The 22,097-nt window shown below is 62.4% G+C and carries 25 protein-coding genes; 7 read left to right on the plus strand and 18 right to left on the minus strand.

Annotated elements, in window-relative coordinates:
- Positions 1–70: 70 nt before the first annotated feature.
- Positions 71–985, minus strand: a complete 915-nt coding sequence (locus ACWTU9_RS11560) for an alpha/beta fold hydrolase (RefSeq protein WP_455858387.1) — start codon at positions 983–985, stop codon at positions 71–73.
- Between the two features lie 142 nt (positions 986–1,127).
- A complete protein-coding gene (locus ACWTU9_RS11565) occupies positions 1,128–2,372 on the minus strand; it encodes an MFS transporter (protein WP_455858388.1) in 1,245 nt (414 codons plus the stop codon).
- Between the two features lie 179 nt (positions 2,373–2,551).
- Here ACWTU9_RS11565 and ACWTU9_RS11570 point away from each other — a divergent pair, with 179 nt between their 5' ends.
- The gene (locus ACWTU9_RS11570) at positions 2,552–3,436 is read left to right on the plus strand and encodes an AraC family transcriptional regulator (RefSeq protein WP_455858389.1); all 885 of its coding nucleotides are present in this window, start codon (positions 2,552–2,554) and stop codon (positions 3,434–3,436) included.
- On the opposite strand, the gene ACWTU9_RS11575 is transcribed toward ACWTU9_RS11570, so the two are convergent.
- The 5 genes from ACWTU9_RS11575 to pgeF all read right to left on the minus strand — a co-directional run bounded on the left by ACWTU9_RS11575 (position 3,424) and on the right by pgeF (position 8,251).
- Entirely contained in the window at positions 3,424–4,395 is a 972-nt protein-coding gene (locus ACWTU9_RS11575) for a Bug family tripartite tricarboxylate transporter substrate binding protein (RefSeq protein WP_455858390.1), read from the minus strand. The genes ACWTU9_RS11570 and ACWTU9_RS11575 overlap by 13 nt on opposite strands.
- Before the next feature lie 110 nt (positions 4,396–4,505).
- Entirely contained in the window at positions 4,506–5,441 is a 936-nt protein-coding gene (locus tag ACWTU9_RS11580) for a ribose-phosphate pyrophosphokinase (protein ID WP_142869247.1), read from the minus strand.
- Positions 5,442–5,599: 158 nt separating this feature from the next.
- Positions 5,600–6,196 (minus strand): hypothetical protein, encoded by a 597-nt coding sequence (locus ACWTU9_RS11585; protein WP_454585612.1) that lies wholly within the window; start codon positions 6,194–6,196, stop codon positions 5,600–5,602.
- Between the two features lie 109 nt (positions 6,197–6,305).
- Positions 6,306–7,457: a M24 family metallopeptidase gene (locus ACWTU9_RS11590; protein ID WP_142869245.1), complete on the minus strand. Its 1,152-nt coding sequence runs from the start codon at positions 7,455–7,457 to the stop codon at positions 6,306–6,308.
- Complete coding sequence (pgeF, locus tag ACWTU9_RS11595; RefSeq protein ID WP_455858391.1) at positions 7,457–8,251, minus strand: peptidoglycan editing factor PgeF; 795 nt, start codon at positions 8,249–8,251, stop codon at positions 7,457–7,459. The genes ACWTU9_RS11590 and pgeF overlap by 1 nt, the downstream gene beginning before the upstream one ends.
- A gap of 150 nt (positions 8,252–8,401) precedes the next feature.
- Between pgeF and ACWTU9_RS11600 the strand changes: the two genes are divergently transcribed.
- Positions 8,402–9,301 carry a hypothetical protein gene (locus ACWTU9_RS11600; protein ID WP_455858392.1) on the plus strand — a complete coding sequence of 300 codons (900 nt, stop codon included), beginning with the start codon at positions 8,402–8,404 and terminating at the stop codon, positions 9,299–9,301.
- A 3-nt stretch (positions 9,302–9,304) separates the two neighbouring features.
- Here the strand turns inward: ACWTU9_RS11600 and ACWTU9_RS11605 are convergent, their stop codons facing one another.
- The 3 genes from ACWTU9_RS11605 to ACWTU9_RS11615 form a co-directional block, all read right to left on the minus strand.
- Positions 9,305–10,369, minus strand: coding sequence for a class I SAM-dependent methyltransferase (locus ACWTU9_RS11605; RefSeq protein WP_455858393.1), 1,065 nt, complete (start codon positions 10,367–10,369; stop codon positions 9,305–9,307).
- Positions 10,366–11,250, minus strand: a complete 885-nt coding sequence (gene lgt / locus ACWTU9_RS11610; RefSeq protein ID WP_455858394.1) for a prolipoprotein diacylglyceryl transferase — start codon at positions 11,248–11,250, stop codon at positions 10,366–10,368. Before lgt ends, ACWTU9_RS11605 begins: the two co-directional genes overlap by 4 nt.
- A 103-nt stretch (positions 11,251–11,353) precedes the next feature.
- On the minus strand, positions 11,354–11,593 hold the full coding sequence (locus ACWTU9_RS11615) for a BrnA antitoxin family protein (RefSeq protein WP_455858395.1): 240 nt from the start codon (positions 11,591–11,593) through the stop codon (positions 11,354–11,356).
- Positions 11,594–11,747: 154 nt separating this feature from the next.
- On the opposite strand from ACWTU9_RS11615, the gene ACWTU9_RS11620 reads away from it, so the two are divergent.
- From ACWTU9_RS11620 to ACWTU9_RS11630, 3 genes are all read left to right on the plus strand, one after another.
- Positions 11,748–12,050 carry an accessory factor UbiK family protein gene (locus ACWTU9_RS11620; protein ID WP_023711152.1) on the plus strand — a complete coding sequence of 101 codons (303 nt, stop codon included), beginning with the start codon at positions 11,748–11,750 and terminating at the stop codon, positions 12,048–12,050.
- A gap of 316 nt (positions 12,051–12,366) precedes the next feature.
- Positions 12,367–12,867 carry a type III secretion system chaperone family protein gene (locus ACWTU9_RS11625; protein ID WP_006202532.1) on the plus strand — a complete coding sequence of 167 codons (501 nt, stop codon included), beginning with the start codon at positions 12,367–12,369 and terminating at the stop codon, positions 12,865–12,867.
- A 19-nt stretch (positions 12,868–12,886) separates the two neighbouring features.
- Positions 12,887–13,246: a tRNA-binding protein gene (locus ACWTU9_RS11630; protein ID WP_455858396.1), complete on the plus strand. Its 360-nt coding sequence runs from the start codon at positions 12,887–12,889 to the stop codon at positions 13,244–13,246.
- A gap of 6 nt (positions 13,247–13,252) precedes the next feature.
- Here ACWTU9_RS11630 and ACWTU9_RS11635 read toward each other — a convergent pair whose 3' ends face one another.
- Complete coding sequence (locus ACWTU9_RS11635) at positions 13,253–14,275, minus strand: glycosyltransferase family 4 protein (RefSeq protein WP_455858397.1); 1,023 nt, start codon at positions 14,273–14,275, stop codon at positions 13,253–13,255.
- Between the two features lie 227 nt (positions 14,276–14,502).
- Entirely contained in the window at positions 14,503–15,912 is a 1,410-nt protein-coding gene (locus tag ACWTU9_RS11640; protein WP_455858398.1) for an ATP-binding protein, read from the minus strand.
- Between the two features lie 202 nt (positions 15,913–16,114).
- Between ACWTU9_RS11640 and ACWTU9_RS11645 the strand changes: the two genes are divergently transcribed.
- Entirely contained in the window at positions 16,115–16,351 is a 237-nt protein-coding gene (locus ACWTU9_RS11645) for a hypothetical protein (protein ID WP_454576880.1), read from the plus strand.
- A 141-nt stretch (positions 16,352–16,492) separates the two neighbouring features.
- The gene (locus tag ACWTU9_RS11650; protein ID WP_455858399.1) at positions 16,493–17,032 is read left to right on the plus strand and encodes a hypothetical protein; all 540 of its coding nucleotides are present in this window, start codon (positions 16,493–16,495) and stop codon (positions 17,030–17,032) included.
- 21 nt (positions 17,033–17,053) lie between these two features.
- Here the strand turns inward: ACWTU9_RS11650 and ACWTU9_RS11655 are convergent, their stop codons facing one another.
- From ACWTU9_RS11655 to ACWTU9_RS11680, 6 genes are read right to left on the minus strand one after another with little or no spacing between them, the layout of a single operon-like run.
- Positions 17,054–17,647 carry a hypothetical protein gene (locus ACWTU9_RS11655; protein WP_455858400.1) on the minus strand — a complete coding sequence of 198 codons (594 nt, stop codon included), beginning with the start codon at positions 17,645–17,647 and terminating at the stop codon, positions 17,054–17,056.
- On the minus strand, positions 17,644–18,243 hold the full coding sequence (locus tag ACWTU9_RS11660; protein WP_455858401.1) for a L,D-transpeptidase: 600 nt from the start codon (positions 18,241–18,243) through the stop codon (positions 17,644–17,646). The genes ACWTU9_RS11655 and ACWTU9_RS11660 overlap by 4 nt, the downstream gene beginning before the upstream one ends.
- A complete protein-coding gene (locus tag ACWTU9_RS11665; RefSeq protein WP_455858402.1) occupies positions 18,227–19,390 on the minus strand; it encodes an AAA family ATPase in 1,164 nt (387 codons plus the stop codon). Before ACWTU9_RS11665 ends, ACWTU9_RS11660 begins: the two co-directional genes overlap by 17 nt.
- Entirely contained in the window at positions 19,387–20,034 is a 648-nt protein-coding gene (locus tag ACWTU9_RS11670) for a TadE/TadG family type IV pilus assembly protein (RefSeq protein WP_455858403.1), read from the minus strand. The genes ACWTU9_RS11665 and ACWTU9_RS11670 overlap by 4 nt, the downstream gene beginning before the upstream one ends.
- Before the next feature lie 2 nt (positions 20,035–20,036).
- The gene (locus ACWTU9_RS11675) at positions 20,037–20,579 is read right to left on the minus strand and encodes a TadE/TadG family type IV pilus assembly protein (protein WP_455858404.1); all 543 of its coding nucleotides are present in this window, start codon (positions 20,577–20,579) and stop codon (positions 20,037–20,039) included.
- Positions 20,580–20,584: 5 nt separating this feature from the next.
- Complete coding sequence (locus tag ACWTU9_RS11680; protein WP_455858405.1) at positions 20,585–22,087, minus strand: TadE/TadG family type IV pilus assembly protein; 1,503 nt, start codon at positions 22,085–22,087, stop codon at positions 20,585–20,587.
- Positions 22,088–22,097 lie beyond the last annotated feature (10 nt).

Here is a 22,097-nt window from a genome sequence, read left to right on the forward strand (position 1 = left end):
TGGATAAACAAAGGCACCGCCGTCGGGCGGGTGCCTTTGTGCTGTTATCGAAATGTCCGCGGGGCAGCGCCTATTTGGCGAGAAAACCTGTGATCAGCTCGACGGTGGCGTCGGGGTTTTCCTCCATGATCCAGTGGCCGGAGTCGGGCACGATGCCGCCCGTGACATCGGTGGCAACAAGCCGCAAGATATCGGCCTGCGTAGTGCCGGCGGATTTTTCCCCACCAACAGCCAGCACCGGCATGGTCAGTTTGCCGCCGGCTGCGAGCATCGCCTGGTTGTCGATCGCGTCCTGGTCAAAGGCCTTGAATTGCTCGAAAGCGTCATGCATCGCATGCGGGCGGGCATAGAGTTTGGCGTAGTGCTTGCGCGTTGCCTCGTCGATCTTCTTGGGGTCGGCCGACAGCTCGTTGTAGAAACGATCGAGATAGATGCGCTCGCGCCCCGCGACCAGCCGCTCCATATCCGGGCCGCGGAAGTTGAAGTGCCAAAGCAGCGGGCTTTGCTTGATCTTTTCCCAGTCGCCGATTCCCGGCAGCGGCGCATCGATGATGACCCATTTGGTGATGCGTTTGGGATATTGCGCGGCAAGCGCATAGCCGACCATGTTGCCAATGTCGTGCGTGACCAGGTCGGCCTTGTCGATCTTCAGGGCATCCAACACGCCGGCAATGTCGACGGCCTGGTTCTTCTTGGTGTAGCCCGCGTCCGGGTGAGCAGACAGACCCATGCCGCGCAGGTCCGGCACGATGACGGTATGGTCCTTCGCAAGTGCCGCCGCCGCGGCGCCCCACATGTCTCCGGTATCGGCAAAGCCGTGCAGCAGCACGACGGCGGGGCCCTTTCCGCCGACGCGCACATAGAGTTTGGTGCCGTTGGTTTCGACGGACTGCGTCTTGAAACCCGGGGGGAAAGGGACGATGCGTGCCGTCGCCGGCAAGGTAACAAGGAGCAAACCCACCACGGCCAACATGATTTTGCGCATATCATCTCCAGAGCTGCCGGAGGCCCCAAGCCTTCGTTGATGCTATTTCCTAGCAGTCTTTTCACCCGGCGTAAGGTGAAAGAATCAAAGAGGGCGCGGCAGCTGCCACGCCCTCATGTCGCGTTCTGGAGATCGGCGGTTTTCAGCCGGTCGTCGCCTGCGCCTTCCTGGCTTCCTTCATGTTGGGCAGGAACACCGTCAGCAGGCCGAGCAGCGGCAGATACGAGCAGACCTGGAAGACAAAATCGATGCCCTTCATGTCGGCGATAACGCCGAGCACGGCAGCCGCAATGCCGCCCATGCCAAAGGCGAAGCCGAAGAAGATGCCGGCGATGGTGCCGACACGCCCTGGCACCAGTTCCTGCGCAAACACCACGATGTTGGAGAAGGCCGATGACAGGATCAGGCCGATCAACACCGTCAGCACCATCGTCCATTCGAAATTGGCGTAAGGCAGCGCCAGCGTGAACGGCAGCACACCGACGATCGAGAACCAGATCATCGCCTTCTGGCCGTAGCGGTCGCCGAACGGACCTCCGAGCAGGATGCCGAGCGCCGAGGCGCCGAGGAACAGGAACAGCATCACCTGGCTCATCTGCACCGACACGCCGAACTTATGGATGGAATAGAAGGTGTAATAGCTGGAGAGAGAGGCGATGTAGGCGTTCTTGCTCAGCACCAGCAGCGTTAGCACCGCCAGCGCTCCCATGACCTTTTTGCGCGGGAAGGGCGAGACGAAGCTTGCCGCCTTGCGATTGCCTTGCGCGGCGCGCATCCGACTGTACCAGCTGCCGACCCGCGACAAAACAATGATGCCGATCAGCGAGCCGACGGCGAACCAGGAGATGCTGGTCTGGCCGAAGGGCACGACGATGAAGGCGGCGAGCAGCGGCCCCATCGACTGGCCGAAATTGCCGCCGACCTGGAACAGCGATTGCGCCAGACCAAAGCGACCGCCCGAGGCGAAGCGGGCAATACGCGAGGATTCCGGATGGAAGATCGCCGAGCCGATACCGATCAGCGAGGCGCCGACCAAAAGCAGCGCATAATGGCCGGCATAGGCGAGCACGATCAGGCCGATCAGCGAGGACGCCATGCCGTAGGGCAGGGAATAGGGCATTGGCCGCTTGTCGGTGATCATGCCGATGACCGGCTGCAACAATGATGCCGTGACCTGGAAGGTGAAGGTCAAAAGACCGATCTGCCAGAAGTCGAGACCGTAATTTTCTTTCAGCAGCGGATAGATCGCCGGCAGCAGAGACTGCATGATGTCGTTGATGCCGTGGCAAAAGCTCACCGCCAGGATGACGGTAAAGGCGGTTGCTTGGGCTGAAGGAAGACTGGCGGGCGCCGACGGCGCAATGCTGGTGGCTGTGGTATCGGTCAAGGCAGGCTCCTAGGTCTTTTTGGCGGGTGGTTTGCCCGCGGGCAGGCTTGGCGGCCGCTTCTCGCGGACCGCTTAAGGACGTCCTTACGGAGCGCCTTGGGACGTTTGCCTTATAAGCCGCTTGCGGGGCGACTTCTTTCGTGTTTTGGTCCAATAGTTTCGCAAGTGGGCCATAGCCGATGCCACATGGCAGGGACATCTTCCGCGCCGGCAATGCCGATCTCGGACGGTTGCACGAAAGCCGCTGGCAGTGGCTGGAGGAGGTTGCCGGCCCTGCAGTGGCTTTGCCGACCGAATACCCGGACGGCTACCACGTGCCGCACCACCGCCACAGCCGCAGCCAGCTGTTGCATGCGCTGGTCGGCGTCGTGCTGGTGACGACCAGGTACGGGCGCTGGATGGTGCCGCCCGATCACGCAATGTGGATCCCGGCGGGCACCGAGCATTCCGTCGAGATGCTGGGCGATGTCTCGATGCGCTCGGTCTATGTCATGCCGGCCGCGATCCCCGGCCTGCCGGAAGGCTTGCGCGTCGTCGGCGTCACCGAGCTGATGCACAGCTTGATCGTGGAGTCGGAAAAGCTGCCGCAGGGCGGCGAACTGGAAGGGCGCGGCGGGCTGATCATGAACCTGCTGTTGCACGAAATCCCGATCTTGCCGGAACGGCCGCTCGGGCTGCCGTTCCCGACTGATCCGAGGCTGGCGGCGCTCTGCCGGCGCTTCGTGGCGGCACCGTCGCCGCATGCCACGATCGACGAATGGGCCGATGCCGCCGGGATGAGCCGGCGCTCCTTCACTCGCGCCTTCCACCGTCAGACTGGACTGTCCTTGTCGACATGGCGCCAGCAGGCCTGCCTGTTCGCGGCACTTCCCAGGCTCGCCGACGGCGAGCCGATCACCAGGGTGGCGCTTGATCTCGGCTATGACAGCGTGCCGGCCTTCATCACCATGTTCAAGCGAATGCTGGGCGCCTCGCCGCGCGGCTATATGCGCGGCGCGCGCGACAATGGCGAAGCCATGCGGCGGGCTCCGCCCCGCGCGCTGTCCTTACCTCAGTCCATCTGAACGCCGCTCGCCTTGACGATCGGCTCCCATTTGGCGAGCTCAGCCTTCACATGTGCCCCCAGCTCTTCCGGGGTGGAGCCGACGATCGAGGCGCTGAACGTGCCCATGCGGGCAATCACATCGGGGTCCTTCAGGGATTCAACTGCCGCCTTCTGTAGCACGGCGACCACCTCCGGCGGAGTGCCCGCAGGCGCGAACAGTGCGTTCCAGCTGTAGGTCTCATAGCCGGGGATGGTTTCGGCAATGGCTGGCAAATCGGGGAAGGAGGGAACGCGCTCCTTGGTGGTAACGCCGAGCGCCCTCAGCGTCCCGCTTTTGATATGGCCCGATGAAGACGGCAAATTGTCGAACATCATCGGCACCTGATTGCCGATGACGTCGTTCAAGGCCGGTCCAGCGCCCTTGTAGGGTATGTGCTGCATGCTCACCCCGGCCATCGTCTTGAAAAGCTCGCCCGAGAGATGCAGCGGGGTGCCGTTGCCTGACGAGGCGTAGGCGTATTTGTCCGGGTCCTTCTTCAGCAACTCGATCAGTTCCTTGACGTCCTTGGCGGGGAACTGAGGGTTCACGACCAGGACGTTCGGCACCAGCACAAGCAGCGATATCGGCGCAAAATCCTTCTCCGCATCGTAAGGTTTTGTCTTCAGGATCAGCGGATTGAGTGCGTGTGTCGCAACCGTGCCCATGAGGATCGTGTAGCCGTCCGGTTCGGCGCGGGCGACCTGGGCGGCACCAATGCTGCCGCCGGCGCCGCCGACATTTTCGACGACAATCTGCTGGCCGAGTTTTTCCGACATCTTGTTGGCGACAAGGCGCGCAACCAGATCCGTTGAGCCGCCGGCGGAGAAGGGGACAACCATTGTGATGGTCCGGTCCGGAAAATCGGCGGCCCAAACCGCCGGCGTCGAAAAGACAGCCGCGATGGAAACCGCAAGCCCGAGCAAAGTCCTACGCCGCATCTGCTACTCCTCCATTGTTTGGAGGGGCAGTATGCCATGCCAAGCGCGTCAGGAGAAACGTCTGCGTCCTGCAACAATGCAGATTACGGGCTGCTAATATGGGCGTCCGCTTAGTCGAACAGGCTCGATACTGACTCTTCGGTCGCCGTGCGCGAGATCGCCTCGCCCATCAGGTCGGCGATGGAAATGACGCGGATGTTCGGCGCATCGAGCACGCCCTGCGTCGGCTGGATCGAATCGGTAATCACCAGTTCCTGCAGCTTCGAGCCGGCAATGCGGGCCACCGCGCCGCCCGACAGCACGCCATGGGTGATGTAGGCGGTGACACTGGTGGCGCCGTTGGCCAAGAGCGCGTCGGCGGCGTTGCACAGCGTACCGCCGGAATCGACGATGTCGTCGATCAGCAGGCAATCCTTGCCGGCGACCGCGCCGATGATGTTCATCACTTCGGATTCGCCGGGGCGTTCGCGGCGCTTGTCGACGATGGCCAGCTGCGCATCGAAGCGCTTGGCCAGCGCGCGGGCGCGGACCACGCCGCCAATGTCGGGCGAGACGACGACGACATTGGCAAGCTGCTTGTATTTGGCCTTCACGTCGCGGGCCATCACCGGCACCGAGAACAGATTGTCGGTCGGAATGTCGAAAAAGCCCTGGATCTGGCCGGCATGGAGATCGAGTGTCAGAACGCGGTCGACGCCGGCGCGGGTGATCATGTTGGCGACCAGCTTGGCCGAGATCGGGGTGCGGCCCGAGGCGCGGCGATCCTGCCTGGCGTAGCCGAAATAGGGGATGACCGCGGTGATGCGCTTGGCCGAGGAGCGCATGAAGGCGTCGATCATGATGAGCAGTTCCATCAGATGATCGTTGGTCGGAAACGAGGTCGACTGCAGGATGAAGACATCCTCGCCGCGCACATTTTCCTGGATCTCGACGAAAATTTCCTGGTCGGCGAAGCGTCTGACGCTGGCCTTTCCCAGCGGGACGTTGAGATAGCGGGCGACCGCTTCGGCCAGCACCCGGTTGGAATTGCCCGCGAAAAGCTTCATGCACCGTTCCTGGCGAAGGATGGAGAGGCAGACAAACTCTCTTAGGCCTCTTAATCGGGCTTTTAGCGAGCCGTGCCGGTATTGCAAGCCTCGTTGACGGGAATCCGCCGGCTAATCTCAAAAACGTCAACGCATGACGGATGCCGGCAACAGGCGGATCAGCCGGCGCGGCCGCCGAGCCAGGCCGCGAACTGGTCGATCGTCTGGTCGGCGATCGCCTGCATGGTGGCGGGCGCGACCGCGGGCCAGCCTTCGGCGGCATTGACCGACGCCGCCTTCTGCTGGCCGTTGATGCGATGCAGCCGGTTGCCGGCGGGGTCATAGACGTCCCAGACATAGATGACGGTGGTGTCCGTGCCTTCCGTCATGGTCGAGAAGTAGCCCTTCAGCACATGCGTGGCGGCCTGGTCTGCGCTGCCGGCAAGGGTGATGCCGCGCTGCCTGGCGCGCGTCTGCAGTTCGGCCGTCAACGGCGTTGCCGCTTCCACCGAAGCGCCGACGATCGGAGCGATCTGCAGCCGCGTCTTCGCCAGGGCCGCGGCGCTCTGCGCAGGGTTGGCGGGTGTGGTGGCGCCGACGGCCGGCGACGATGGCGCAGGCGTGGCCGGCGCGGTGCCCGGGGCCGCCGATAGCGGCTGGGCCGAGGCTGCCGGCGGCGTGATGGCGGAGGGTTCGAGGACGTCCTTGGCGTTGGTACAAGCGGCCAGCACGAGCGCTGCGAGCAATGACACGGTCGTCACATGCGATCGTCCCATCTGCCCGAAAACTCCCTATGTCTTTTACGCAATTCCGGACGGAAAACCGACTACACTTTTCCTGGAGTTGCTCTCGTGAACGCCCCCGCGTGGACCAGTCATTATGGATTCACTGTACGATCAAGTCGAGATCATGGCGTGAAAGCGGCTTCGGCTGGGATTCGGTGGTCAGGTAGGTGCGGCCAAGCGTCATTGCCGTCTCGGTTTCGGAGTCCATGATGATCATGTGCGCGAACAGCGTCATGTTGGGCGCGATCGGCTCGGGATTGCCCTGGTAGAACATCGGCATGTCCATCCAGGAAGGGGTGAAGCGGGCGCCGACCGAGTAGCCGCAGGCGTTGAGCCGGTGCTTGGTCAGATTATGCGCTTCCAGCGTGCGCGCATGCGCGTCGAAGACGTCGCCGAAGGTGTTGCCGGGCGTCATCGCCTTCTCGACCGCCAGCAGGGCGGCCCGGGCGGCGTCGAACAGCTCCTGATGGCGCTTCGACACCTTGCCGGTCAGCACGGTGCGCATCATCGGTGCGTGATAGTGGTGGAAGACGCCGGCCCATTCGAGCGTCAGCTGGTCGTTCTTGGTCAGCTTGCGGCGTCCGGCCTTGTAGCGGCAGAGCAGCGCGTCGACACCCGAGCCAATGATGAATTCATTGGCCGGATAGTCGCCGCCGCCGGCAAAGACCGCGCCCTGCATGGCGGCAAGGATCAGCGCTTCGTCGCCGCCCTGTTTGATCAGCGGCAGCGCCGCGTCGAGCGCGTCGTCGGACAGATTGGCGGCTTTTTCGGCCTTGGCGATTTCGGCCGGGCTCTTGAACAGCCGCAGCCGGCCGACAATGCCGGAAGCATCGGCGATCTGGCCGAAGGTCTGCAACTGTTCGTCAACGCGGCGGCCGTTGAAGGCGGTCAGGCCATGGGTGTCGTATTCGACGCCGATGCGGGCGCCGAGCAAATTGAGGTCGTTTAGCAGGTTGCGCAGGTCGATCGCCGGGTTGGCGCCGTCGCGATCGGTCCACAAGACAATCTTGTCGATGATCGAGGTGTGACGCGCCTGGCGCAGGTCGGCCGAGCGGGTGAGCAGCACCATCGAGCCGTCGGCCTTCACCACCAGGCACTGGAAGAAGCAGAAGCCGAACGTGTCGTAGCCGGTCAGCCAGTACATGCTTTCCTGGGCGAAAAGCAGCACCGCGTCGAGCTTCTTCTCGGTCATCTCGATCATCAGCCGGTCACGCCGGGCGTCAAATTCCGATCGTTCGAAATGCAGCGCCATTATTCGTTCTCCAAAACAATTGCCGAAACCTGCCGACCGTAGTCCGGTTCCTTGCGATGCGTCGTGCGCCGGTAGGAAAAGAAGAGATCCTCCTCGGCATAGGTACACCGGCCAAGCCCCTCTGCTATCACGCCGGCTTTCTTCAGCCGGTCGATCGTATAGAGGTTGAGATCGAACATCGCATGCCCGGGATTGGCCGATGGCATGAAATAGCGAATGTTTTCGACATCGGCTTCGACGAAACGGGCGACGAATTCCGGCCCGACTTCGTAGTTTTCAGGGCCGATGGAAGGGCCGAGAACCGCAACGATGCGCTCGCGGCGGGCACCCAGGCTTTCCATCGCCGCAATGGTGTTTTCAAGCACGCCGGTGAAAGCACCCTTCCAGCCAGCATGCGCCGCGCCGACGACGCGCGCTTCAGCGTCTGCAAACAGGACCGGGCCGCAATCGGCTGTCGAGGCGCCGATAGCGATGCCCGGGCGGTCGGTGACGATGGCATCAGCCTTGGGCCGCGGGCCGGGAAACGGCTCGCTCACGATGACGACGTCGGGCGAGTGGACCTGATGCGCGGTCAAGAGATGGCTGGCCGGCACGCCCATCCAGGCAGCGACCCGGCGGCGGTTCTCGGCGACCAGCATCTGGTCGTCATCCGAGCCAGTGCCGATGTTGAGTCCTTGGTAGATGCCGCTGGAGACACCGCCGATACGGGTGAAATAGCCATGGCGGATGCCTTGCGGCTTCGCCGCTTCCAGCAGTTGCGAGCGAACAGGATCCGGTTTGGTCTGATTCAGCATGGATGGGTTTGTTGTCCGCGCCAGCGCTTTCGTCAAGGCGAAGTTCGGTCAGTATTTGCGGCAGCCATCGCGCATCGGCTCCGAGTTGGCGAAAAGCAGGCATTCGACTATAGCCAATGGCCAGACAATTTCCGGGGCGGGCGAAAGTGCATGGGCTGGAATCCAGTCAAAAGCCTGATCCGACAGATCCATCGGAACCGGCAGGTGCGCAAGGCTAAGGACTTTCGCAACACGCTGGTGAAAGGCTATTTCCGCTCACGCAATGCGGCGTCGGGGGCGGAATTTGCCGATAGCCTCAGGCAGACCGGTGCCCGGCATTTTTGCTTCTCCATCGCCTACAACACGCCCTGGGTCATCGATGCGCTGACTCAGGCGTGGTTGACTTATTCCACCGCGATGACGCTGGTGGTCATCGACAATTCGTCCAGGCCCGCAGCGCGGCAGGCGATCGAGGCCATCTGCCGGCAGCGCGGCATCGCCTATTTCGGCTTGCCGCGAAATCCCGAATGGAATCCGAACCGATCGCATGGCATCTCGATGAACTGGGTCTTCCACAACATTGTGCGCCCGCTGCGGCCCGACCTGTTCGGCTTTCTCGACCATGACTGCTTTCCCGTGGTTGCCGTCGATTTAGCCAGGCGCATGGAGGGCAAGAACGCCTTCGGCACCAAATATCCCGCCAAAAGAGGCTATCAGGGATGGTACTTCTGGGCGGGGCTCTGCTTCTTTCGCTTTTCGGTCGTCGAGGATCTCGATCTCGATTTCACGCCCCGCTTCGACACCGGGCTCGATACTGGCGGCGGCAACTGGCCGATGCTGCGCGACAGGCTGGATGACGACAACATCGTCAATGCAGAAAAGACCACGGTCAGCTTGAACCTCGGCGGCATCGAGGCCGATCATCGCATGCTGGATAACAGCTTCTTTCACGTCGGCGGCGCTTCGTATCGCGGGCTGATCAGCACGCGGCACTATCGCCGGCTGATGTGCGATCATGTATGGGAGACCTATCTTGGCGGTGTGGCGGGGCGGCTGGTAAACGATCTCTGACGGTCACCATGGCTGATGCGGCAGGATTTTCAGGACCTTGAACAGCGTGCCCATGGCGTCGGGCCCGGCCAGGCGCTCGACGGCGTCGGCAATGGTTTGGCGTGCCTCTTCGCTGGCCTGGCTGCCCAGCAGGCCAGCCCGCTCAAGCAGACCCATGGAAAGCAGAAAGTCCCCCTGCGTCGTCAATTCCACATCGAGGCCATGCGCGCGCACGAGAGAGGCCAGTGCCGCAAAGTCGACATGCGCGGTGAGATCGGCTTGCCCGGGATTGGCCAGTACATCTTCGGGAGCGTGCCTGCGCACGGCCTGCAATGTATCGCCGAAGCCGGGCTGGAGATGGCCATAGTCAGGGAAGAGGCCGGCGCCGCCGTCGCGGCTTATGCGCTCGGCAATGGCCGCCATCAGCGCGGCGCGGGCCGGCGCCACCTCGACAACAGCGCCTTGCGGCGCCTTGGCGGCATTGTCCGGTAGCAGCGTCGCCTCGACCGAGCCGGCGCCGGCGAAGAAGCTCAATGCATCACTGTCATCGAGGCCGATCATCCGTTCTCGCCATCCGGCTCCGGAGCGAATGAACTGGCGGATCGGCACGGCGTCGAACAATTCGTTGCCGACGATCAGCAGCGGCGCCTGGGGCAGCGTGGCAATGGTTTCGTGCCAGTTGACCTCAACTGAACTCTCGGCAAGCGTCTGTTTCTGAATTTCGGTCAGTCGCGGGCTGGTTTCGATCAAGGCGAAGGACGCACCGGCAGCGAGCGCAGGATCGAGCCGTGACAGGGTGCGCAGCATGTCCTTCATCAGCGTGCCGCGTCCCGGACCGATCTCGGCGATGGTGACCGGCAGCGGCCGGCCGATTGCCAGCCAGGCTTGATACAGCCAGACGGTGACGAGTTCGCCGAACATCTGGCTGATCTCCGGCGCGGTGATGAAGTCGCCGGGGGCGCCGAACGGCTCGCGCGTCGTGTAGTAGCCGTCGCTGGGGTCGAACAGGCAGAGCGCCATATACTCGTTGACGGGTAGGGGGCCTAGCGCACCGATCAGGTCGATGATGCGGGTCTTCAGCCGTGTCATGCCGGCTGTGGCTGCGGCGCCGGTTTGGCGGTGGCCATCGCCCAGATGCCGGCCAGCACCATCGGCAGCGACAGCACCATGCCCATTGTCAGCCAGCCACCAAGGAGGTAGCCGAGTTGCTGGTCGGGCTCGCGGAAGAATTCGACGAAGATACGCGACAGGCCGTAGCCGCAGATGAAGGCGCCGCCGACGAATCGCGGCGTCTTCAGCTTCAGCCGCGAATGGGTGAGGAACCGCAGGACCAGGAACAGCACCACGCCTTCGAGCAAGGCCTCGTAGAGCTGGCTCGGGTGACGGGGTTCCAGGCCAGCGACACAACCCGCCGCCGACTGAAGGAGACGCTCGTTGCAGAAGACGACGCCCCAGGACACATCGGTGACGCGGCCCCACAGTTCGGCATTGACGAAGTTGGCGACACGGACAAGGCCGAGTCCGACCGGCACGCCGGCCGCCACGACGTCGAACAGCGACCAGGTGCGGATGCCGCGTTTGATGGAAAACAGCGTCATGGCCAGGATGACGCCGAGTAGCCCGCCATGGAACGACATGCCGCCCTGCCAGATGGCGAAGATATCGAGCGGGTGGTCGATGTAGCGTTTGAGGTCGTAGAACAGCACGTAGCCGGTACGTCCGCCGAGCACGACGCCGACGGCGGCCCAGACGATGAAATCGTCGAGATCGATGGGCTTCATCGGCAAGATGCCGTCAGGCCACAGCATGGTGTTGGTGACAAGCCGCTTGGCATACCACCAGGCGAACAGGATACCGACGATGTAGCCGATGCCGTACCAGTGCACCGCCAGCGGCCCGATCTGGACCAGGATCGGGTCGATGTTGGGGAAGGGCAGCGAAGCCATCGGCAGCAGGAAATAGTCGTTCAACAGGGTCTCCCGGAAGGGCTCGCGTTCGGGCGCGGACCATGCGGCAGGGTTTTGGCGGGGTCAAGGCAAGGTCACGGTTGCCTTGACGTCGCAGATGGAGGGCTCAACCTTGCGGCTTGCCGGCGACCAATTGCCTGAGGGCGTCGTTGATCCTGTCCTGCCAGCCGGGCCCGTCTTCCTGGAAATGATCGAGCACGGCTCGATCGATCCTGATCGAAACGAGCTCCCTGACGTTCGGTGCGGCCGAGGCTTCGCGAATTGGTGGCGCCGGCTTTTTGACCGGCTTGAAGGCAGCCTCTGCGGCTTCCATCGGATTTGTCGGTCGGCGCGGAGGCGTTGCCATTGGTTGATCCTGAGTGAGAGGAGGCACAATAATAGGCGATGTAGCGCCATCCCGTACAGGCTGGCCGTTGAGGTGCGACGCCGCACCAGGCTTCAACCTTCTTGCATTCCGCGCCCAGCGCCATTACGTCAATTCGAGCAAGCGAGGATTTGCCATGTCGACCGGACCGAACCGCATTCTCGATGAGTTCGCCAAGCTGATGACCGATGCCGCCGGCGCCGCGCAAGGCGTGCGCCGCGAGGTCGAGACTGCCTTCAAGGGGCAGGCCGAACGCATCCTCAACACCATGGACGTGGTGCAGCGCGAAGAGTTCGAGGCTGCCCGCGACATGGCCGCCAAGGCCCGGGAAGAGAACACCAGGCTGGCCGCCCGCATCGACGCGCTCGAAGCCAGGCTTGCCGAATTGACCGGACAGGCCGCACCGGCGGCGGCGGCAAAGCCGAAAGCAAAAAAATAATCTTTAAACTTTTCCACAAAGCGCAATCCGAAAAAGTGCTTTGCCGTGAATCGTTTACCGGCAATGCATGAATCTTTGTGACAGCGCCTTTCCACATGCGGATGACGCAGTGCGAAAAATTAGGCTGTTCACGCGACTCCCGATCAATAGACTGAATTTGTTGCATGATTCGGAGCAGGGTCATGCGGCCGGGCGGTGGGGTCCGGTCCGGGGTCTTTGTGTCGTGAAGTCCTGGCCGTCCGAGTTCTAGACAAGATTGTTCGTCGTGTGTGCCCCGCGGAGCGTGTGGCGCTCCCCTGAACACAGGAAGCATTCCATGGAACTTCTCGAACTCGAATTCTCCCGCGAAATCCATCCGGTGGATGTCATCGAGCAGGTGGCCCATAACAATGACTGGTCCTTTGAGCGGGCCGGCGATGACGAAATCTCGATCTCGGTTGCCGGCAGCTGGACCGACTATCACGTCTCCTTCTCGTGGATGGAGGATTTCGAGGCGCTGCATCTGGCCTGCGCGTTCGACATCAAGGTGCCGGAAGCCCGTGCGCTGGAAGTGATGCGGCTGCTGTCGCTGATCAACGAGCAGATGCTGTTTGGCCATTTCGACCTGTGGGAGCAGGAGGGCGCGATCATGTTTCGCCAGTCGCTGCTGCTCGCCGGAGGGGTCGAACCGTCGAGCCAGCAGGTCGAGGTCCTGTTGTCGTCGGCGCTGGAAGCCTGCGAATGCTATTTCCAGGCCTTTCAGTTCGTCGTCTGGTCGGGGACCTCGGCCAAGGATGCGCTGGCCGGCGTCCTGTTCGAGACCTATGGCAACGCCTGATCGTCCATAAGAAAAGAAGATGAGTTCGAGCAGCGCGCGCAAGCCCGAGATCAGCTTTGCCGATTTCGATCGTGTCGACATCCGCGCCGGCACCATTGTCGAGGCCGAGCCTTTTCCCGAAGCGCGCAAGCCCGCGCTCAAGCTGAAGATCGATTTCGGGCCCGATATTGGCGTGAAGAAATCTTCGGCGCAGATCACCAAATATTATGCGCCGGAAACGCTTGTGGGACGGCAGGTGTTTGCGGTGGTCAATTTTCCGCCGCGCCAGATCGGCCCGTTCATGTCCGAAGTGCTGACGCTCGGCTTTCCCGACGAAGAGGGCGCCGTGGTGCTCGGCGCCATTGAGCGCAAGGTGCCGGACGGCGGGCGCTTGTTCTAACTGCCCCTAGGCGGCCAGCTTGCGCTTGGTGCCAAGCGCCTCTTCGACCGTGTCCATGAACATTTCGGCGCAGGCTTTCCAGCTGTAGCGCATGGCGCGTTCGCGCGCCTGGGCGCGGTCGACGTTCAGCGCGGCGAGCGAGGCCTCGCGCAGGTCGGTCGACACCGCGCCGCCGATGCCGTCGCCGACAATGTCGATCGGCCCGGTGACCGGATAGGCGGCAACGGGTGTGCCGCTGGCCAGCGCCTCGATGATGACGTTGCCGAAGGTGTCGGTGCGGCTGGGGAAGACGAAGACGTCGGCCGAGGCGTAGATTTCGGCCAGTTCGTCGTTCGGACGGTGGCCAAGAAAGTGCGCCTGCGGATATTTCACCTTGAGCTTGGCCAGTTCCGGTCCTTCGCCGACGATCACCTTGCTGCCGGGCAGGTCGAGATCGAGGAAGGCGCTCAGGTTCTTCTCGATGGCGACGCGGCCGACGCACAGGAACACCGGGCCGGGAAAGCCGAGGTCCTTCTTCTTGTCCGGGCGGAAATGATCGGTATCGACGCCACGCGTCCATGGCCGCAGCTTGTTGAAACCGCGCGCGGCGAGATCGTCGGCCAGCGACTGGGTGGCGACGAGTGTGCCTTGTCCCGAATTGTGAAAATCGCGCAGCCAGCGATAGGCCCAGCTCTCGGGCACCGGCAGGCGGGCGCTGAGATATTCGGGGAAGCGGGTGTGATAGCTGGTGGTGAAGGGACGGCCGGCGTTGCGGCAATAGCGCCGCGCCATGATGCCGAGCGGTCCCTCGGTGACGATGTGGATGTGGTCGGCCTTGCGCGCCTCGATCAGCCGCGCGACGTTGCCGGGCGTGGTCAACGCCAGCCGGATGTCGGGATAGGTCGGCAAGGGCAAGGTGCGAAAGATGTTCGGGGTCAGGAAGTCGACCTCGACGTCGAAGGATTTCAGCGTTTCGGTGAGCCGCTCCAGCGTGTGGACGACACCGTTGACTTGGGGGCGCCAGGCGTCGGTAACCATCAGGATGCGCATGGCGGCCCTTTGCTCGGATCGTCGGTTGCCTTGATGCCACGGCGGAACGGCACCCACGCGGCTGCCCTCGCTTCGCTCCAGCGTACCCGGGCAGGCACGAGGTCGAAGTGAGGCGGCTGAGCCGAATCAACTGAGGTCGCGCGCTTCATGCGCGCTCTTGACCATGATTTCATGACGGGCGGATGAAGGCGGTTTTGGCCAGGCCCGCCTTCGGGATCATGCTCTGATCAGGCAGGCACCTTGATCACGGCCCGCAGGCCGCCGAGCGGGCTGTCGTCCAGCATGATGTCGCCGCCATGGCTGCGGGCGATGTCGCGGGCGATGGAGAGCCCAAGGCCGGTGCCGCTGGCGTCGAGGTTGCGCGCCTCGTCGAGCCGCACGAACGGCTTGAACACGTCCTCGCGCTTTTCCAGCGGAATGCCCGGACCGTCATCATCGATGGTGACGACGAGCGAGCCGCGGCCGTGATCGGCGCTGATCTCCACCGTCTTGGCATAGCGTAAGGCATTGCCGGCGACATTGGACAACAGCCGGGCGAAAGCGTGCGGGCGCACATGCACGTCCGGGTCGCCGGCGAGCACGGTCGACAGCTTGCGCTTGTGCAGCGACGCCTCCTCGCCGAGCTTCTGGAAATAGGCCTCAAGATCGAAATGGCCGGCATCTTCTGACGCTTCGCCGCGGGCAAAGGCGATATAGCCCTCCAGCATCGACTGCATGTCGTCGATGTCCTGGTTGAGCGCCGCCTTGGTCTCGGGCTTGCCGCCGGCCAGCGCCAGCTGCAGCTTGAAGCGGGTGAGGATGGTTCTGAGATCATGGCTGACGCCGGTCAGCATGGCGGTGCGCTGTTCCAGCTGGCGTTCGATGCGCTCCCGCATCTGGATGAAGGCAAAGCCGGCGCGGCGAACCTCCTCGGCGCCGCGCGGGCGGAAGTCACGCGGCATCGGCCGGCCCTTGCCGAAGCTTTCGGCGGCCTCGGCCAGAGACAGGATCGGCCGGATCTGGTTGCGCAGGAAGGGAATGGCGATGGTCAGCAGCACCAGCGAGGTGCCGACCATCCAGATCAGGAAGATGTGGGTGTTGGAAGCGTAGGCCTGGCTGCGGCGCACGAAGACGCGCAGCACCTTGCCCTCGAGCTGGATGCGGACCTCGACGATGTTGGAATTGCCGACCGTGTCGATCCAGAACGGGCGGTTGATCTGGCGCGTGATCTCGCTCGAGAGGACGTCGTCCAGGATCGAGAAGAAGGGCTTCGGACCGGGAGCCGGCAGCGGGTCGGGCGGAAGCAAGTCGACCTTCAGCTGCATGCGGTCCTGCGCGATGCGGATGATGTTGGCGTAGTCGCCATCGTGCGGGTAGGTCTCGATCATGTCGATGATCGCGGCAATGTCGCGCACGGTGGCTTGCGACAGGCGCTGCGTCACGGTTGCCCAGTGGCGTTCCATGAAGTCGAAGGCGACGACCGACTGCAGAAGGATCATCGGCGCGATGACGATGATCAGCGAGCGGGCATAAAGCCGCTTCGGCATATAGAGCGCGACCAGCCGCCAGAACCGGTTCCAGGCGCGCGGCATGGCTTTCAGCGCGCGCGATATGCGCGCGCCGAAGCCGTCCGACCGTTCCAGTTGCGTGGTCGCCATGTGTTCTTCCGCTGGTCGCTCGTCGATGGCACTCGTCTATGGCCAAACGGCGGCCATCGGGTGGCATTCTATTCCACGCCGAGCCGTTCTGGAACAGCCGTGGCATGGCAGCCGATACCGGAAGGGCGCAGAAGCGCAAGAATCGTGAGCACCGGCGCGTCGGGACGTTGGAACCACTTCGCGGATTGGGCGTTGCGAGCGGATGATCAGACGATTCGCCTACGCCCTTATCTTCGTCCAGGTGTCCATGGCGACCGCGCTGGCTACACAGGTCTTCCTGTCGACCACCGAGCAAGACCTTAAGTCGGAACGCTGGCTTGCACTGGCGTCGGGCGGAAACGAGGGATGCGCCAAGGCGACGTGGCCCAATATTCCGGAACGATGTCTGCAACGAGTCGAGCCCAAGGTGGTGACGCTCGTGCTCAGCCAAAACAACTAGTGGCTGCGCCGTACCCGCATGGCTCTTGCTGACTTGCAGGCTGCCACGCGCAGCCGGCTGCGGCACCGGGACCAGCAAAGCTCCGTTAATCCTCGCTCAATCTCTGCGCTCTATCTTGAATGCCAGATTGTCGAGGGTGACATGAAGCGCAAGTCGATAATGCTCTTTGCCTTCCCAGCTCTGATCCTGCTGATTTTGGCAGGGGAGCGCATGGCGACCTTCTTGCTGGGAGCCTATCCGGCCAGTCCCACAATGTGGCGGATCTGGCTGGAACTAAGGCCGCTGTCGACACTGTTCTGGCAACAGATCGATCTCTCTCTGGGGGCGTCGATGGTTCTCGATGCCTCTATCCTGGCCGCCCTGTCGATCGTCTGCTGGATGGCGTGCCGCACAAGAAAGTCGGCTGCTTTCTTCTTCATTGCAAATCACGTCGCTCTGCTTTTTGCAGGGTTGATGATCGCCGTCACCAGCCATTCCGAAACAGCAAGCACAGTCGCCTCATTCACGGTACCCGGAGGTCTTCCATTCTCACTGATGGTCGATTTCACCTTGAAGAACAGTCTTGTGCTGTTTCTGGGTGTGACAGCATGCGCCTATTGTCATGTTGCCTTCCTCAGCGAAAGCCGACAGCGGTCAGAAGCGCTGGCCGTGAGACTTGTTGCCCTGCAGCGAGACTACTAGGGCAGCCCACGTCTTCCAGCGCTAGTTGATCTTTCGGTAGTAAACCTTGCCGTCGGCCTGTTGTATGCGCTGGTAGTTGGGGCTTGGGGCAGGGGCTGCGGCCGCGATCCTGTTTTTCGGCGGGCGCGGCGCATCGACGACGCTGGGCTCGGCCGCGCCTTCACCGTCGAGAACGGCGGGTGCCTCCGCCATGCTGCTGGTCGTGTCAACGGAAGGTTCCACTGCGCTCGACATGACGTCGTCACGGGCAAGAGGCTGGCTCTGTTCAAGCCGGGCTATGCTCCTGTTGATTTCACCAAAGCTGCTCTGCAGTTGACTGTCGAGTTTTTCAAATCGGCTCTGAAAACCGTTGTTGACCGTGTCCAGCCGGCTCCCGATTCGTTGTTCGAACGTCCCGAGTTGTTGCAGGCGTCCTTCCAGAACGCGCATATCGCTGATGCCGCGGTAGAGATAGACCGCGGCTATTATGTTCACCAGAGTGAGCAGGGACGCGCCGACGATGACCGCGCCGATAATGCTTTTGTCGTTCGGTTTCCCAACGACAGCCTGCTCTTCAATGCGGGCTGCTGTCCCAATCTCGATTGCCGGCATGTCCGGTTCGCTGATCATCGTCATTGAACCACCACCTTTGCGCCGATCGCGACGCGCTTGAAGAGATCGATCACATCGGTGTTGGTAAGGCGAAAACACCCCGATGTTCCGTCGAAGCCAACCCCCGACGGATCGTTGGTTCCGTGTATCCGATAGAGCGTGTCACGCCCATCCCGAAGCAGATAGAGCGCCCTGGCGCCGAGCGGATTGTAGGGACCGGCCGGCACCATTTGCGGCAGCTCCGGCTGGCGGGCGCGCATTTCGCGCGGTGGGCGCCATTCCGGCCATTCGGTCTTGGCCCCCACCTTGACGACCCCGGTCCAGCCAAATCCGTCCCGTCCGACGCTGATCTGATAGCGAAGCGCCTGGCCTTGTCGGGTCACCAGATAAAGCGCCTTCTCGCCCTTGCGGATAACGATCGTGCCGGGCTGTTCCGTGGTCTCGAAGGCGACAGTCTTGCGCAGGCTGGGGCCCATTGCCGGCAGCGGCGGCCGATCTGAAAGTGCCGATCGCGCGCTGGCGGGGGCCTGGACCGACATCGCCAGCGCCATGCCCATGACGCAGACCAATCCCGGGCCAATTCGATACCCACTCGGCCGATACCTATTTGGCAGCGTCATCGAGCCGCTCTTTGAACATCCGCTTCAGGTCCTTGTTGAAGCGCGCACGCCCATCCACCTCGGCAGGCAGGATAGCACGGTTCAACGCATCGGTCAGAAGCGCATTGTCCAGCGCGACCGATTTGATGTGCGGCGCCTTGAAGATCTTTTCCAGCTCGCTGCGCGAGAAGTGGTTGCCGAACCATTTGCGCTTGTGCTTGTTGGCGACCAGCGTGATGCTGACCTTGTTGCCGCGCAGTTCGCGGATCTTCTTGTAGAGCCGCTTGCCTTGCCGAAGCGAGGCGACGTTAAGTTCGAAGACTATGAAGATCTCATCGCTCGTCGACAGCACGGAGTTGTGCCAGGGGGTTTCGATGTTCGGCAGGTCTATGACGATGTCGTCGAACCGGTAGGCGACGAGGTCGAGCAACCGGAACACAAAATCCGCGCCCTGCGGCTCGAACGGCAGCTGCGGCCGCTCGAAGGCATAGAGCGTCAGGCCGGACGGCCGCGAAAGCTTGATGACATCCATAAGCTCGACATCGAGCCGTTCCGGCTGGCCGATGATGCCGGCAAGATCGAACTGGTTGAACAAGTTGAGATAGGCGCCGCAATTGGCGCTCTGGAAATCGAGATCGACCAGGCAGGTCGAAGCCGCGCGTTCAGACGATTTCGATGCCAGGTGTTCGGCCGCCGACAGAGCGAGCGTTGTTGCGCCGGCGCCCCCGCTGGCGCTGATGAAGGTGATGATGCGGCTTTTCGTTCCCTGGTTGCCAGTGTCGTGGAAGGTCACCGCGTTCAGCAGTTCCTTGGCGTCGAGCGGCTTGTGCAGCCAGTCCGAAGCGTTCATGCGCACCAGCGCTCGCGTCTGCTCCGACGTCAGTTCGTCGGAGACCGCGATCAGCGGCACTGCTGCCCATTTGGCGCGCGCCTCGACGATGCCCGGCTGGCCGAGCAGCTCGCCATGGCCAAAGTCGAGGATGACGATGCCGGGGCGCGTATCGGCGGGCGGTCCGTTGAGGAAGTCAGCCGTATCGGAAATCCTGACGTCGTAGATCGCCAGCGCCTCGAGCCGCGTCGCCACATCGCGCTTGAACTGAGGGTCGGACGAGAACAGGGCGACCTGCTTGCGTTTTGTCGGAAGAACCTTGGTGTTGATAGCGTTCATGGGTAGGTGACCTTCAGGTCTTCGCCCGTGACCGTGCTCAGCATGGAGGGCATTGTCATGTTTCCGAATCCGAACAGTCCCCCCAGGAAGAAAAACTGGTAGCTCATGTTCTGCAGGTTGACGGTTATGGTCGGCACAGGTCCACCCAATCGTGTCTGGTAGCCGAGACCGGTGGCGGCATAGGTGATGACAACATTGGAACGCAGCAGGCCCGGGAAGAAATGGCACATGCCGGGCCGTATGGTGAGCCGTTGGACTGCGGTGATTGGCGGACAGAAATCGTTGTTGGTGACTGCAGTGTCTCCGCGGAATATGCGGCTGAATTTGTTGGCGTCGAACGTGCCGCCATTGCTGCATGCGCCTGTAGTTCCAGTGTATTTGCAGACAAAGGGACCATACGCGCCGGCGACAATCGGCGCGCCTGGCGTCGAGGTCGGCGCGGCAGCGGCAAGATTGGTCACGACCGGGTCGGAGATGGATGCCAGCCGCCCTCCGATCTGGACTGCCTTGGTCGCGGCATTCCATTGGTAGAGAGCGTAGCCGAAATCGACGAAGCCCAGGGTCAGCGCAAACAGCAGCGTCGAAACGATGGCCATTTCCACCATCGTTGAACCGTCTTCCGATTTTGCAAAGCGCGTGATCATGTTCAGAATCGGATCAACCGCTCCTCGTGGAAGCCGTTGAGCGTGATCGGACCGATGTCGAGCAACGACAACATGCCGATGCCGCTATAGGAATAGGCGCCTGTCGCCCTGACGATGCAGACCTGTGCGGTGGTGGAACGGTACTCTGTGACGCCGGCAACCACCGCGTCGTGGCAGGAAGCGCTGTCGCCGATGGTCACCGTCGCATTGTTGGATGCCCCTCCCGCTTTCTGCCAGCCCTTGACGCGCGCACTGCCTGTGCCTGCCACATTGCCGAACACCGCTATGTTGGCGGCGATGTTGGCGCAGTTGATCGCCGCGAGGCCGTTGTCGGTGTACATCTGGCTGTTGCAGCGGGCGGCGAAACGCGCGGCATCTGTCAGCCCGGCCTCCATCAGCAGCTTGTCGTGGATCAGATTGCCGAATTCGAACACGCCCGCCGACAGGGGCACCATCAGCGGCAGTATCAGCGCCGTCTCGACAAGCGCGGTGCCGCGATGATCGCGTCGAAATCTGTTGAGGTGATGGAACAGGGTTCTGATCATCGCCATCACCGGTAGAGCTGAGCTTCGTCGCGCAGGTAATTGTCGAGCGTACCGCTGCCGCCCTTGCCGGTTATGTCGACCAGTTCCACGAAGATGTCCTTACCGTCCCTGATCGACTCGGTGATGAAGAAACTGGCGAACCTCCTGACCGGAATGCCCGTCAAGCGGCCGTTGAAATTCATCCCAGAAGCCTTGAGCGCATTGCAGTCCAGGATTGCGCCGTAAAGCAACCGGCGGTCTGGGGTCGAGATCGGGGTGCCGGCCCCAGCAGGCGGCGTGCCTTTTTCGCCACCGACAGCCGCGTCCCCAACGATGTTGTTGTCGATCTCGTAGCGATAGGTCTCATATCGCGTCGGGAGGTTGGCGCCGGTGCCGGATAGGGCCGCAGGCACGGCACGCGTGGGGTGATTGGCAGCCCAGTAGCGCGCGAAGTTCCAGTCGCCGGCGCCCATGCGCCCGCCCATCATGGAGCAACTGCCGGAGATCTGGCACGAGTCGCGTTCAAGCCCGACCCCCTTTGTGGGGTCCGTTTCGTAGACGACCTTGTTGCTCTTGACGAAACTGTTCCAGTTTTTGGCGCCCTTGCGCACATTGACCGCAGGTCCGTCCGAGTAGTTGGACGCATCGATACCGAAGCGCGAGTTGATGCCATTCTCTACAGGCCCGGTATTCTGTCCCGGCTCCGTGTCGACGCCGTCACGCGAATAGCAATTCTGCGGCTTGGAGTCAGCGAGCATCTTTTCGAGTTGGTTGGCGCCGTTGCCGAATGGCGAAGCCAGAAAAGCGAAGTTACCGGGAAAGTAATACCCATCTCCACGCAGCTTGATCTGGCGACGACGGTATTGCCTGGTTTGCGCTGCCTGCTCCAGCGTGACGCCGCCGGTGATGGTTGGATCCTCATACGGGTTGCACATGAAAACCGGCGTGTACTCGCAAACGCCGGATGTGAACCCGGCAGTCGCCACTGCCCCGATGGCCCACGAATTGTTGGTGCCGCCCGGCAGGAACGATACCGGGAATAGTGTGTCGAAGCCGGTGGGCGTGACCTTGACCTGTATGAATTTGCTCTCATCCTCGCCAACAGCCTGAGTGGAATCGGCAAGATAAGTAGCCTGATTGGCAGTCGTTATCTGGGTGCCGTCGGCAGGGGGGATCGCCTTGAGGAAGCACCAGGAAATGTTGCCGGCGGCGTTGCATCGCACCGTGCCGCCCGGTTGCCCGGAAGTCAGGGTGAACCGGCCGGAGGTCGAGAAATTGCTCTCATTGTCGACCAGCGTCGCCATGGCGCGCTCTGCCCTACCCCATGCACCGGGAAAGCCGTCAAGTTCTGCGGCCCCGGCCAACGAAAAGGCATCGGCTGCCTTTTGCATGTCGTTTCGCAGATTGTTGGCCCGGCTCATATCGATCACCAGCAGCGAAAAGCCGATGAGCGCGGGCAACGTGATGGCCACTAGAACGAGGGCTATACCCCTTTGATCGTGCCAGAACGCGCGAATGGTTCGCAACATGGCGTTACAC

The sequence above is a fragment of the Mesorhizobium sp. 128a genome, assembly GCF_053848025.1.